This is a genomic window from Kitasatospora sp. NPDC097643 (genome assembly GCF_040302625.1).
Classification (GTDB): Bacteria; Actinomycetota; Actinomycetes; order Streptomycetales; family Streptomycetaceae; genus Kitasatospora.
Genome location: NZ_JBEOSA010000011.1, coordinates 23,712 through 36,700 on the forward strand (window position 1 = coordinate 23,712; position 12,989 = coordinate 36,700).

A 12,989-nucleotide genomic window follows, 5' to 3' on the forward strand; every position below is an offset into this window, starting at 1 on the left:
ACGACACATGGCACGCTCACCTGCCGGCATGGTGCCGGTGGGGGTCCATTTCGTCGTCGCAGTCATGTGAGCCAGTAAATCAGATGGGCCGATATGCGCCCAATTAACTGGGACCGCTGTCCGCAATGCGGACGGATATCGCTGTGACCAGCGGGGATACGCCTCGGCGCCGCCACCGGAATGTCCGGATGGTGGCGGCGCCGAGGCGGGGTGAGGCTCGGTGGGACGTACCGAAACGTCCCGGAAGGGTCAGGCGGTGGCGGCCAGCGGCTCCACCGCGGACTTCTCCAGGTGCACGAAACTCAACCGCTCACTGACCTGCTCGACCGAGGTCTGCTGGTAGCCCTGGCGGGCGTACAGGCGCAGGTTGCCGAGGCTGCGGTGGCCGGTGAACAGGCGGTAGGAGGTCAGCGGGCGGCCGTCCTCGGCGAGGCGGCGCTCCAGCGCGTCCAGCAGCCGCCCGCCGAGGCCGTGCCGCTGCATCCGCGGGTGGACGACCAGGCGCCCTATCCGGCCGACGCCCTCGTCGTCCAGGTGGCCGCGGACCGCGCCGACCACCTCGTCGCCGAGGCGGGCCACCAGGACGTGCTGCTCGGCCAGTTCGGCGCGCAGGCTCTCCAGGCTCTGCGTCAGGGGCTCGATCGCCCAGTCGCCGTACAGCTCCGCCTCGGCCTGGTAACCGAGGTACTGGAGCTTGAGGATCTGCTCCGTGTCCTCGGCGTCCGCCGCCGAGATGATCACGCTCATGCCCATTGCTGGGGCCTCCCCATCGTCGTGCCCGGCGCGCAAACGTGAGGGTGCCGCACCGGATGCCCTGCCGGAGGTGTCCCGGCCGGGGATCTGCCCTGACCGGGGGTGGCGCACGAACGTACCAGCCGTACGGCCCGGAAACGCCCCGGGCCGACGGCGACGCGCTCACGCTCAGTATCCGAGTGATCGCGGCACCGTCAAGAGCTCTACGTTCGCCAGCGCTCTACCCGCGTGTCAGCTGCTCTCAACCTTCCGGAGGTTCGGCGTGAGCAGGGTCACCCGGCGGGGCGGCCGCGCGGCGGGGGCCTGGGGCGAGCGGCGGACCGGTGTCACGCGGGGTTCACGGGTACCGCTCGGCGTTCAGCAGCGCGCGCAGACAGGCCAGGCAGCGGGAGCGGGTGGGACCGATGGAGCCGCGCGGCATGCCGAGGCGTTCGGAGAGCTCGCGGTAGCTCGGCGGCGGGTCCTCGATGAGGGCGGCGACCAGCTGCGGGCAGCGGCCCGGCAGGCCGGCCACGGCCGCGCGGACCGCGCGGCGGCGGTACTCGGCGAGGTACACGTCCTCGGCGGAGGGGACGGGCGGAAGGGCGGTCGGAAGGGTGGTGCACACACCGTGCATGACGGGCCGGACCGGGCCCGGTTACGCCCGGCCGGGGGCGCGCAACGGAAAGGGGCGCGGCGGTCACCCGCCACGCCCCTCCGATGCCGACCCAGGGTCACCCCTGGACCCACTCCTGCTGCCGCGCCAGGTCCGCCTTCACTTCGGCGAGCTGGACCGCGACCGCCGACGGAGCGGTGCCGCCGCGCCCGTTGCGGGCGGCGATGGCGCCGTGCACGCTCAGCACCGAGCGGACCTCGGGCGTCAGGTGTCCGGAGATCGAGGCGAACTGTTCGTCCGTCAGGTCCGACAGTTCGATGCCCTGCGCCTCGCAGACCTTGACGCAGGCGCCGGCCACCTCGTGCGCCACCCGGAACGGCACGCCCTGCTTGACCAGCCACTCGGCGATGTCGGTGGCGAGCGAGAACCCGGCCGGGGCCAGCTCCTCCAGCCGCTCCCGGTGCACGGTGAGGGTGGCCATCATCCCGGTGAAGGCCGGCAGCAGCACCTCCAGGGTGTCGCAGGAGTCGAAGACCGGCTCCTTGTCCTCCTGGAGGTCCCGGTTGTAGGCGAGCGGCAGGGCCTTGAGGGTGGCCAGCAGGCCGGTCAGGTTGCCGATCAGGCGGCCGGACTTGCCCCGGGCCAGCTCGGCGATGTCCGGGTTCTTCTTCTGCGGCATGATCGAGGAGCCGGTGGAGAAGGCGTCGTGCAGCGTGATGAAGCCGAACTCCTTGGTGTTCCAGATGATCACCTCCTCCGCGATCCGGGAGAGGTTGATGCCGGTCATCGCGGTCACGAAGGCGAACTCGGCGACGAAGTCGCGCGAGGCGGTGCCGTCGATGGAGTTGCCGACCGAGCCGCCCTCGAAGCCGAGGTCGGCGGCGACGGCCTGCGGGTCGAGGCCGAGCGAGGAACCGGCCAGCGCACCGGAGCCGTACGGCGAGACGGCGGTACGGGCGTCCCACTGGCGCAGCCGCTCGGCGTCCCGGCCGAGGGCCTGCACGTGCGCGAGGACGTGGTGGGCGAAGAGCACGGGCTGGGCGTGCTGGAGGTGGGTGCGGCCCGGCATCGCGGTGTCGGGGTGCGCCTCGGCCAGCCCGACCAGGGCGTGCTGGAGGTCGAGCAGCAGGCCGCCGATGATCTTCGCGTGGTCCCGCAGGTACATCCGGAACAGGGTGGCGATCTGGTCGTTGCGCGAGCGCCCGGCCCGCAGCTTCCCGCCGAGCTCGGCGCCGAGGCGCTCCAGCAGGCCGCGCTCCAGGGCGGTGTGGACGTCCTCGTCGGCGACGGTGCCGGTGAAGGTGCCCGCCTCGACGTCGGCGAGCAGCCGGTCGAGCCCCTCCAGCATGCCGGCCAGCTCCTCGTCGGAGAGCAGGCCGGCCTTGTGCAGGACCCGGGCGTGGGCCTTGGAGCCGGCGATGTCGTACGGCGCGAGGCGCCAGTCGAAGTGGACCGAGGCGGAGAGCCTGGCCAGCGCCTCGGACGGGCCGTCGGCGAAGCGCGCGCCCCAGAGGCGGACGTCGGCGGGCTGGTCAGCGTCGGCGGTCATCGCGTTGGCTCCTCACTGCACTGCTCACGGGTCGTACAGGTTTACGGTGTTCGGCATAAGTATGCACCAAGCCGTATGAAACACAAAACCCCGGTCGGCGGATCGCTCCACCGGCCGGGGCTTCGGGGTGCTGGGCGGTGTCAGACCCGCCCTGTGGCGCTACTGCGCCTTCGCCTGGGCGAGTTGCATGAGGTGGTCGGCGAGGGCCTGGCCGCCGGCCGGGTCCCGGCTGATCAGCAGGACGGTGTCGTCGCCGGCGATGGTGCCGATGATCTCGAACACCTCGGCCTGGTCGATCGCCGAGGCGAGGAACTGCGCGGCCCCCGGCGGGGTGCGCAGCACCACGAGGTTGCCGGAGGCCGTCGCCGACACCATGAGTTCGCCGGCCAGCCGGGCCATCCGGCCCTCGCTGGCCGACTCCCCCATCGGCGCGCGCGGCGTGCGGTCGCCGCCCTCGGCCGGGACGGCGTAGATCAGCGCGCCGTCCCGGTTGCGGATCTTGACCGCGCCCAGCTCGTCCAGGTCCCGGGAGAGGGTGGCCTGGGTGACCACGAGTCCGTCGTCGGCGAGCAGCTTGGCGAGCTGGCTCTGCGAGCGCACGGGCTGGCGGGTGAGCAGGTCCACGATCCGCCGGTGGCGCGCGGTGCGGGTCTGCGGCACCTGCGGCGTCGGGCCGGCGGCGGACTGGCCGGAGTTGGAAGCGGTCATGTGATTATTCTCCCGGACCGCGGTCAGCTCGCATCGGCCGGGGCGCTCTCGCGCACCGTCCGGAGGATCCCTGGCAGGGCCGCGAGGAAGGCGTCCGCCTCCTGCTCGGTCAGCACCAGCGGCGGGGCGAGCCGGACGGCGTCCGGGACGGCGGCGTTCACCAGGAACCCGGCCTCCTGCGCGACGGCCTGGACCTTGGCCGAGACGGGCTCGGTGAGGACGATGCCGAGCAGCAGGCCGGCGCCGCGCACGTGCGAGACCAGCGGGTCGCCGATCGCCTCGACGCCGTGCCGCAGCCGCTCGCCGAGCTTGCGGACGTGCTCCAGCAGGCCCTCCGCCTCGATGGTGTCCAGCACCGCGAGCCCGGCCGCCGCGGCCACCGGGTTGCCGCCGAAGGTGGTGCCGTGCTGGCCCGGGGTGAGCAGTTCGGCGGCCGGCCCGAAGGCGAGCACCGCGCCCATCGGCAGCCCGCCGCCGAGCGCCTTGGCGAGCGTGACCACGTCCGGCTCGACGCCCTCGACGGCCTGGTGGGCGTACCAGTGGCCGGTGCGGCCGACGCCGGTCTGGATCTCGTCCAGGACCAGCAGGGTGCCGGTGGCCCGGGTGATCTCGCGGGCCGCCCTGAGGTAGCCGTCGGGCAGCGGGATCGCGCCGTTCTCGCCCTGGATCGGCTCCAGGAAGACCGCCGCGGTCTCGGTGGTGACGGCCGCGCGCAGCGCCTCGACGTCGCCGAACGGGACGTGCGTGACGTCTCCGGGCAGCGGGCGGAACGGCTCCTGCTTGGCGGGCTGGCCGGTGAGCGCGAGGGCGCCCATCGTCCGGCCGTGGAAGCCGCCCTGGAGGGCGACCAGGTGGGTGCGGCCGGTCCGCCGGCTGATCTTGAACGCGGCCTCGTTGGCCTCGGCGCCGGAGTTGCAGAAGAACACCCGGCCGCCCTCGCGGCCGTCCAGCGTCAGCAGCCGCTCGGCGAGGGCGATGGTCGGCTCGGCCATGAAGAGGTTGGAGACGTGGCCGAGGGTGGCGATCTGCTTCGTCACCGCCGCGACCACCGCCGGGTGGGCGGTGCCGAGGGCGTTGACGGCGATGCCGCCGAGCAGGTCGGTGTACTCCTTGCCGTCGGCGTCCCAGAGCTTGCTGCCCTCGCCGCGCACCAGCGGGATCCGCGGGGTGCCGTAGTTGTCGGTGAAGGTGTGCTGCCACCGGTGCGTGAGCTGCTCGTTCGCGGTCATGCCAGTCCCCCGGTCACGGTCGGTTCGTCGTCCGGCACGACCATCGTGCCGATGCCCTCGTCGGTGAAGATCTCCAGCAGCAGGCTGTGCGGCACCCGGCCGTCCAGTACGCGGGCGGTGCCCACGCCGGAGCGGACGGCGCGCAGGCAGCCCTCCATCTTGGGGAGCATGCCACTGGCCAGGCCGGGCAGCAGCTCCTCCAGCTCACCCGCGCTGAGCTGGCTGATCACGTCGTCGGAGTGCGGCCAGTCCTTGTACAGACCCTCGACGTCGGTCAGCACCACCAGCATCTCGGCGCCGAGCGCGACCGCGAGGGCGGCGGCCGCGGTGTCGGCGTTGATGTTGTAGACGTGGCCGTCGGCGCCGCGCGCGATCGAGGAGATGACCGGGATCCGGCCGTCCGCGATCAGCGCCTTCACCGCGCCCGCCTCGATGTTGACGATGTCGCCGACCAGGCCGATGTCGACCTGCTCGCCGTCCACCACCGCGTACCGCTTGACCGCCGTCATGGTGTGCGCGTCCTCGCCGGTCATGCCGACCGCGAACGGGCCGTGCCCGTTGAGCAGGCCGACCAGCTCGCGCTGCACCTGGCCGGCCAGCACCATCCGGACCACGTCCATGGTCTCCGGGGTGGTGACCCGCAGACCGTTGGTGAAGCTGGACTCCAGGCCGAGCTTGTCCAGTTGGGCACTGATCTGCGGGCCGCCGCCGTGCACCACGACCGGGTGCAGCCCGGCGTAGCGGAGGAAGACGACGTCCTGGGCGAAGGCCGCCTTGAGGTCGTCGTCCACCATGGCGTTGCCGCCGAACTTGATGACGACGGTCTTGCCGTGGAAGCGCTCCAGCCACGGCAGCGCCTCGATCAGCGTCATGGCCTTGGGCAACGCGGTGTTGTTGCGGGCCTGTTCGCCCTTGGGTGCGATCTGCACGGGATTCCCTTGTCGGAACGGATGTCGCGGCTCAGGTGGAGTAGGCGCTGTTCTCGTGGACGTAGTCGGCGGTGAGGTCATTGGTCCACAGCGACGCGCTCGCCGTACCGGCGTTCAGGTTCGCGGTGATGACGACCTCCCGGCCGCTCATGTCCACCAGGTCGCGGTCCTCCCCCACGCTGCCACTCTGGCAGACCCAGACCCCGTTGATGGCCACGTCCAGCCGGTCGGGGTCGAAGACGGCGGCGGTGGTGCCGATCGCCGCCAGCACCCGGCCCCAGTTGGGGTCCTCGCCGTGGATGGCGCACTTGAGCAGGTTGTTGCGGCTGATCGTCCGGGCCACGTCGACGGCCTCGTCCTCGGCGGCGGCGCCGACGACGTCGATCCGGATGTCCTTGCTGGCGCCCTCGGCGTCGGCGATCAGCTGGCGGGCCAGGTCGGCGCTGACGGTGCGGACGGCCTCGGCGAACTCGGCCCGGTCGGGGACGATCCCGGAGGCGGCCGAGGCCAGCAGCAGCACGGTGTCGTTGGTGGACATGCAGCCGTCGGAGTCGATCCGGTCGAAGGTGGTGCGGGTGGCGCCGCGCAGCGCGGCGTCCAGGGCGGCGGCGTCCAGGTCGGCGTCGGTGGTGAGGACGACCAGCATGGTGGCCAGGCTCGGGGCGAGCATGCCCGCGCCCTTGGCCATGCCGCCGACCGTCCAGCCGGCCGGGCTGGTGACCTGGGCGGTCTTGTGGACGGTGTCGGTGGTCTTGATGGCGACCGCGGCGGCCTCGCCACCGGTCGGGCTGAGCTCGCCGGCGGCCAGGGTGACGCCCGGCAGCAGCACGTCCATCGGCAGGCGCTGGCCGATCAGGCCGGTGGAGGCGACGGCCACCTCGCCCGCGTTGAGGTTCAGCTCCGCGGCGACCTTCTCGGCGGTGGCGTGGGTGTCCTGGAAGCCCAGCGGGCCGGTACAGGCGTTGGCGCCACCGGAGTTGAGGACGACGGCGGACACCAGGCCGCCCTTGAGGACCTGCTCCGACCAGAGCACGGGCGCGGCCTTGACCCGGTTCGAGGTGAAGACGCCGGCCGCGGCGAACGAGGGGCCGTCGTTGACCACCAGGGCGAGGTCCGGGGTGCCGGAGGCCTTGATGCCGGCGGTGACCCCGGCGGCGCGAAAGCCCTTGGCCGCCGTCACTCCGGTGTTCAGGGGGCTGGTCACGGTGCGACTCCGTTCACGGGAAGGCCCAGCTCCTCGGGGAGGCCGAGGGCGATGTTCATGCTCTGCACCGCGCCGCCCGCGGTGCCCTTGACGAGGTTGTCGATCGCGCTGATCGCGATGATCCGCCCGGCGGTGGTGTCCAGGGCGACCTGGACCAGGGCGGTGTTGGCGCCGTAGACGCTGCTGGTCTGCGGCCACTGCCCCTCGGGCAGCAGGTGGACGAACGGCTCGCCCGCGAACGCCTCGGCGTAGGCGGCGCGCAGGCCCTCCGCCGTCACCCCGGGCTTCGCCTTCGCGGAGCAGGTGGCGAGGATGCCGCGCGGCATCGGGACCAGGGTGGGGGTGAAGGAGACGGTGACCGGCTCGCCCGCCAGCGGGCCGAGGTTCTGCGCCATCTCCGGGGTGTGCCGGTGGCCGCCGCCGACCCCGTACGGGCTGACGCTGCCCATCACCTCGCTGCCCAGCAGGTGGGTCTTGGCGGCCTTGCCCGCGCCGGACGTACCGGAGGCGGCGACCACGACGGCCTCCGGCTCGGCCAGGCCCGCCGCGTACGCCGGGAACAGCGCCAGGGAGACCGCGGTCGGGTAGCAGCCGGGCACGGCGATCCGGTTGCTGCCCTTCAACGCGGCGCGGTGGCCGGGGAGTTCGGGCAGACCGTAGGGCCAGGTGCCGGCGTGCGCGGAGCCGTAGAACTGCTCCCAGTCGGCGGCGGACTTCAGCCGGAAGTCGGCGCCGCAGTCGACCACCAGCACATTGCCGCCGAGCGCCTCGGCGACGGCGGCGGACTGGCCGTGCGGCAGCGCGAGGAACACCACGTCGTGGTCGGCCAGCACCTCGGGGGTGGTGGGTTCGAGGACGCGGTCGGCGAGCGGGATCAGGTGCGGCTGAAGCGCGCCGAGCCTGGTGCCCGCGTTCGAGCCGCCGGTCAGCGCCCCGATCTCCACCTCCGGGTGGCCGAGCAGCAGGCGCAGCAGTTCGCCGCCCGCGTATCCGCTCGCGCCGGCGACGGCGACTCGCAATGCCATGGCGTTCCTCCTTAGTCGTGGCATGAATATACGCAGCACGGAACATCCATGCAAGGAGTATGCGGAAAAGGCCACCCTGGGCGGGTGGCCTCGACCGTCGCCTTGACGCTGACCTCGACCGCTGACCGTGACCGGTGGCCCCGATCGGCGGCGCTGATCGGCAGCCCTGACGGATTCAGCGCTTGACCGCGCGGAGGACGACGAACTTGGGGTTGCCGGCCACGAGTTGGCAGTTGCCGAACAGACGGCGCAGCTTGACGTGGTAGCCGAGGTGGCGGTTGCCGACCACCCAGAGTTCGCCGCCGGGCTTCAGCGCGCGCCGGGATCCGGTGAACATCCGCCAGGCGGTGGCGTCGGTGGTCGCCTGGTGGGAGTGGAACGGCGGGTTGTTGAGGACGAGGTCCACCGAGCCGGGGGCGATCACGTCCGCGGCCAGCGCGTCCGCGGTGAGGAACTCGGCCGGGGCGTCCGGGCCCAGGTTGGTCCGGAAGGTCTCCTCGGCGGAGGCCACCGCCTGGTGCGACTCGTCGACGAACACCAGCTCGGCGCCGGGCCCGGCGAGCGCGGCCGCCGTACCGACCACGCCGTTGCCGCAGCCCAGGTCGACCACCCGGGCGCCCGGGGCGGGGGTCGGCAGGTGGCCGAGGAAGAAGCGGGTGCCGATGTCCAGGCGCTCCGCGCAGAAGGTGCCGGCGTGGTTGACCACGGTGCGGCCGGAGGCGGGGCCGATGTCGCCCGGCAGCGCGTAGCGGTGCGGCCAGGGGTTGGGGCCGGGGTCCAGGGCCGGGTCGGGGGTGCAGAAGATCAGCCGGGCCTTGCGGACCGCGAGCGAGGTGCGGGTCGGCCCGAGGATCCGCTCGAAGAGCTCGAGCGTGGAGGTGTGGATCTCGGTGACCATGCCGGCGCCGACCACCACCGTGCCGGGGTGGACGGCGGGGGCGAGCCGGTGCAGCTGGTCCTCCAACAGGGCCAGGCTCTTGGGGACGCGCACCAGCAGGACGTCGATCCGCTCCGGCGGGGTGTCCCGGGTGGTGCGCAGCCGGTCCGGGTCGGGCTCGGCGCCGGCCCGGGCGAGGTTGGCGAGCGTGGCCTGCCGGCCGAGGTGGGAGTCGCCGATCTGGACCGGCCGGTGCGGGGCGAGCGCGGTGGTCAGGGCGCCCCAGCGGTCGCCGAGGACGACGATCCGGCGGTCGGTGAGGTCCGTCGCGGCGCCGACGGCGCTGTCCGTCTCCCCCGCGAGATGGCGCAGCAGGTACTCGTCGGCGGCGTCCCAGGCCCGCAGCCGCTCGCGCGGGTCCTCGGGGTGGCGGGTGAGGTCGAAGGTTCCCCACGGGGTGGTGAAGGGCGTCGCGGCGGCGGGCGGGCTGAGGCGGTTCATCGTGCTCTCAGGCTAGCCGACCGCGCGACTCCTCCGTTCGGGCGACCGATACTGGAAGGGCCCGGCGAGAGGGGTGAGGGCGATGGACTGGAAGCTCGAAGTCGTGGTGGTCCCGGTGTCGGACGTCGACCGGGCGAAGCTGTTCTACGAGGAGCAGGCCGGCTTCACGGTCGACCACGACACCCGGCTCCGGGACGGGGTCCGGGTGGTGCAGCTGACGCCCCCGGGCTCGGCGTGCTCGATCGTGGTCGGCACCGGGGTGATCGAGTCGCCGCCCGGCTCGGTGAAGGGGCTCCAGCTGGTGGTGCCGGACATCGAGAAGGCGCACGCGGAGCTGGCGGCGCGGGGCGTGGAGGTCAGCCCGGTGCAGCACTTCGAGGCGGGTGTCCGGGTGAACGGGCACGGCGAGGCCTGGAACTCGTTCGTGTTCTTCAACGACCCGGACGGCAACGGCTGGGCCGTCCAGGAGGCGCCGCGGCTTTGACGTCCGCCTTCGGGCGTCCGGCTGCCGGGGATAGGCTCCGGGGATGGCTGAACACGAGGGAAGCGTGCGGGTGGACAGCTGGATCTGGTCGGTCCGGCTGGCCAAGACGCGCGCGCTGGCGGCGGCCGCCTGCCGGGCCGGGCACGTCAAGGTGAACGGCGAGCGGGCCAAGCCCGCCCAGTCGCTGCGACCCGGGGACGAGGTGCGGGTGCGCGAGGAGGGGTACGAGCGGGTCGTCGTCGTCCAGAAGCTGATCCGCAAGCGGGTCGGCGCGGCGGTGGCGGCGGAGTGCCTCGTCGACAACAGCCCGCCGCGGCCGCCGCGCGAGTTCGTCGCGACGGCCGGCGAGCGGGACCGGGGTGCGGGGCGGCCGACCAAGCGGGAGCGGCGCGACCTGGACCAGCTGCGCGGGCGCTGAGGCCGCTCCCGCCGGGCGTCACGCGGCGGTGTCGGTCAGTACCTTGGCGAGGAAGGCCTCCAGGTTGCCCACCGTACGGGCGATCTGCGCCTCCAGCGGCAGCGACTCGTCGGGCCGGGTGACCAGCGTGGACTTCTTCAGCCCGCGCACGTACAGCGAGCAGGCGAGGTCGGCGCAGATGTAGGTGCCGACCGTGTTGCCCTCGCGCCCGGACACCCCGGCTCGGCGGGCCGCGAGCAGGGCGACGCCGGAGCCGGCGTGGGCGGTGACGCACAGCGAACAGACGTTGCTCTTGGTCAGGCTGCGGCGGATCGACGGCACCCGCAGGGTGACGCCCACCAGCTCGCCGCCGACCGGCGCGACCAGGTAGCCGCGGTCGGGCGCGCCGGCGTCCCGCCAGCCGAGGAAGTCCAGGTTCTCCCACGGCAGTTCGGCCAGCCCCCGGGGCAGGTTGAGCCGACGGGCCTCGCCCTTGGAGCAGTTGACGAAGGACGCGCGGATCTCGTTCTCACTCAGGGGTTCCATGCCCCGGAAGCTAACAGCGCGCCACACACCGTGTCGCGTCATTTTCTCCCGGTACGCACCACCGGATGGCCCGCCTGCACGGCAAGCCGCCGGGGCCGGGGTGGGGTCAGGGCTTGAAGGCGACGCCGGCGTAGGCGGAGACGTCCTGCCAGCCGTCGGGGAGGTCGGCGGTGCGGACGTGGCCGGCGGTGGGGCGCCAGAGGGGGAGTTGGACCAGGCCGGGGCCGGCGAACTCGAAGTCGCCGAAGAAGGGTTCGACTCCGGCCCGGGGGCGGAGCACCAGCGGGGCGCTGGCGCTGCGGTAGATCCGGGTGCCCTCGGCGGCGCTCTCCCGGGAGGCGAAGTCGGGGCTGCCGTGGGAGAGGATCAGCGCGCTGCCGGGGGCGAGCGCGTCGCGCAGGATCTGCACGATCCGCTGGGCGCCCTCCTCGTCGCGGATGAAGTGCAGGACGGCGACCAGCATCAGGCCGACCGGCCGGGAGAGGTCGACGGCGGCGCGCAGGGCCGGGTGGTCGAGGATCTGCTCCGGCTCGCGCAGGTCGGCCTCGATCACCGAGGTGTGCCCGGCGGGGTGGCCGGCCAGCAGGGCGCGGGCGTGGGTGGCGACGATCGGGTCGTTGTCGACGTAGACCACGCGGGCGTCCGGGGCGACCCGCTGGGCGACCTCGCTGGTGGAGCCGACGGTCGGGATGCCGGTGCCGATGTCGACGAACTGGCGGATGCCGCGGCCGGCCACGAACTCGACGGCGCGGCCGAGGAACTGCCGGTTGGTGCGGGCCAGCAGCGGCAGCGCCGGGTAGGCGGCGATGGCGGCCTCGGCGGCCTTGCGGTCGGCCTCGAAGTTGTCCTTGCCGCCCAGGTAGTAGTCGTACATCCGGGCGGTGTGCGGTATGCCGGTGTCGAGTTCGCTCGGCGGCTGCCAGTCCTCGGCCCTGGCCCAGTCCCAGTTGACGGCGGTGTCCTGCCCGCCGTCCGCGGTGTGCTCGTCCATGCTCATTCCGCCCCCATACGCAACAGAGCCGTGCTCACTGCCGGAAGTGTCGCCGTGCACCACGGCCGGTGGGCCCGTCCGGTACGGCTGGCGCCCCCGCGCCCCGGCCTGGCTACCGGCCCGTAGCGCGCGGTGCGCCGCGATCGTATCCGACGACACGCCGGGGAAACAGCGGGAGTTCAGGTTTCCGCACGACCTCACCGAGACTGCGTGTGCACGTCAAACGGGGTGTCCGGGCAGCCCCGGATCGCTCCCCGGGTCGGCCGTCTCTATGCTGGCCTCCGATGACTGCCGACCGCCGCACCGTACTGCGCTCCGCCGCCCAGCTGGCCGCCCTCACCGCCGCCGGCGGTCTGATCTCCGCGTGTGGGAGCGGCGCCCCGCGCCGGACCGACCCCGGGGCACTCGCCGTGCACCCGGGCAACGTCGATCCGTCGCACACCACCGACCCGGCCTGGAACGGCGGCGAGGGCCCGGCCTCCGCGCCGCCGACCGCCCCGCCGGAGCCGCAGCCCACCGCCGACCCCGCGGCCGCCACCCCGCCGCCGGCCCCGCCGGTGCTGCCGCCGCTCGCCCCCGGCACCCCGGCCGAGGTCGTGTACGGCCCGCGCACCGGCAAGAACGTGGCACTCACCTTCCACGGCAGCGGCGACCCGAAGCTGGCCACCGCCCTGCTGGAGATCGCCGAGCAGCACGGCGCCAAGCTGACCGTGATGGTGGTCGGCAGCTGGCTCGACCAGCAGCCGCAGATGGCCCGGCGGATCCTGGACGGCGGCCACGAACTGGGCAACCACACCCAGAACCACCTCAACATCTCCGCGATGACCCCGGACCAGGCGCGCGCCGAGATCGCCCAGTGCGCGGACCGGCTCCAGAAGCTCACCGGCTCGATCGGCCGCTGGTTCCGCCCCTCCGCCGCGCAGTACGCGACGCCGATGGTGCGCGAGCAGGCCAAGGCGGTCGGGTACGAGCACGTGCTCTCCTTCGACGTCGACCCGCGCGACTACAGCGACCCGACCGCCGCCGAGTTGCAGCGGCGGGTGCTCGGCTCGGTGCGCGGCGGTTCGGTGGTCGCGCTGCACATGGGCCACCAGTGCACGGTGGACGCGCTGCCGGCCATCCTGGACGGCTTCGCCAAGACCGGCCTCAAGCCGGTCACCGCCAGCCAGCTCTGCGCCTGAGGCGCCTGACGACCCCCGGG

14 protein-coding genes are annotated in these 12,989 nt (G+C 73.2%); 3 read left to right on the plus strand and 11 right to left on the minus strand.

Annotation, left to right across the window (positions count from 1 at the left end; translation table 11 throughout):
• Positions 1-249: 249 nt before the first annotated feature.
• From ABTY15_RS10180 to ABTY15_RS10220, 9 genes are all read right to left on the minus strand, one after another.
• Positions 250-753 (minus strand): GNAT family N-acetyltransferase, encoded by a 504-nt coding sequence (locus ABTY15_RS10180; protein WP_350579198.1) that lies wholly within the window; start codon positions 751-753, stop codon positions 250-252.
• Positions 754-1,090: 337 nt separating this feature from the next.
• Positions 1,091-1,360 carry a hypothetical protein gene (locus ABTY15_RS10185; protein WP_350579201.1) on the minus strand — a complete coding sequence of 90 codons (270 nt, stop codon included), beginning with the start codon at positions 1,358-1,360 and terminating at the stop codon, positions 1,091-1,093.
• Positions 1,361-1,466: 106 nt separating this feature from the next.
• Positions 1,467-2,897: an argininosuccinate lyase gene (argH, locus tag ABTY15_RS10190; RefSeq protein WP_350579204.1), complete on the minus strand. Its 1,431-nt coding sequence runs from the start codon at positions 2,895-2,897 to the stop codon at positions 1,467-1,469.
• A gap of 159 nt (positions 2,898-3,056) precedes the next feature.
• A complete protein-coding gene (locus tag ABTY15_RS10195; protein ID WP_153460079.1) occupies positions 3,057-3,605 on the minus strand; it encodes an arginine repressor in 549 nt (182 codons plus the stop codon).
• A gap of 23 nt (positions 3,606-3,628) precedes the next feature.
• Positions 3,629-4,834 (minus strand): acetylornithine transaminase, encoded by a 1,206-nt coding sequence (locus ABTY15_RS10200; RefSeq protein ID WP_350579207.1) that lies wholly within the window; start codon positions 4,832-4,834, stop codon positions 3,629-3,631.
• Entirely contained in the window at positions 4,831-5,706 is an 876-nt protein-coding gene (gene argB, locus ABTY15_RS10205; RefSeq protein WP_350579715.1) for an acetylglutamate kinase, read from the minus strand. The genes ABTY15_RS10200 and argB overlap by 4 nt, the downstream gene beginning before the upstream one ends.
• Before the next feature lie 88 nt (positions 5,707-5,794).
• Positions 5,795-6,967, minus strand: coding sequence for a bifunctional glutamate N-acetyltransferase/amino-acid acetyltransferase ArgJ (gene argJ, locus ABTY15_RS10210; RefSeq protein WP_350579209.1), 1,173 nt, complete (start codon positions 6,965-6,967; stop codon positions 5,795-5,797).
• Complete coding sequence (gene argC / locus ABTY15_RS10215) at positions 6,964-7,992, minus strand: N-acetyl-gamma-glutamyl-phosphate reductase (protein WP_350579213.1); 1,029 nt, start codon at positions 7,990-7,992, stop codon at positions 6,964-6,966. The genes argJ and argC overlap by 4 nt, the downstream gene beginning before the upstream one ends.
• A gap of 175 nt (positions 7,993-8,167) precedes the next feature.
• A complete protein-coding gene (locus ABTY15_RS10220) occupies positions 8,168-9,370 on the minus strand; it encodes a methyltransferase (protein ID WP_350579216.1) in 1,203 nt (400 codons plus the stop codon).
• A gap of 82 nt (positions 9,371-9,452) precedes the next feature.
• Here ABTY15_RS10220 and ABTY15_RS10225 point away from each other — a divergent pair, with 82 nt between their 5' ends.
• The gene (locus ABTY15_RS10225) at positions 9,453-9,854 is read left to right on the plus strand and encodes a VOC family protein (protein ID WP_350579219.1); all 402 of its coding nucleotides are present in this window, start codon (positions 9,453-9,455) and stop codon (positions 9,852-9,854) included.
• Positions 9,855-9,897: 43 nt separating this feature from the next.
• Positions 9,898-10,272, plus strand: coding sequence for an RNA-binding S4 domain-containing protein (locus tag ABTY15_RS10230; protein ID WP_350579221.1), 375 nt, complete (start codon positions 9,898-9,900; stop codon positions 10,270-10,272).
• An 18-nt stretch (positions 10,273-10,290) separates the two neighbouring features.
• Here ABTY15_RS10230 and ABTY15_RS10235 read toward each other — a convergent pair whose 3' ends face one another.
• Both ABTY15_RS10235 and ABTY15_RS10240 read right to left on the minus strand, forming a co-directional pair.
• Positions 10,291-10,797, minus strand: coding sequence for an FBP domain-containing protein (locus ABTY15_RS10235; protein ID WP_350579223.1), 507 nt, complete (start codon positions 10,795-10,797; stop codon positions 10,291-10,293).
• Between the two features lie 106 nt (positions 10,798-10,903).
• The gene (locus tag ABTY15_RS10240; protein ID WP_350579225.1) at positions 10,904-11,788 is read right to left on the minus strand and encodes an SAM-dependent methyltransferase; all 885 of its coding nucleotides are present in this window, start codon (positions 11,786-11,788) and stop codon (positions 10,904-10,906) included.
• Positions 11,789-12,072: 284 nt separating this feature from the next.
• Between ABTY15_RS10240 and ABTY15_RS10245 the strand changes: the two genes are divergently transcribed.
• Entirely contained in the window at positions 12,073-12,969 is an 897-nt protein-coding gene (locus tag ABTY15_RS10245; protein WP_350579228.1) for a polysaccharide deacetylase family protein, read from the plus strand.
• Positions 12,970-12,989: the final 20 nt, after the last annotated feature.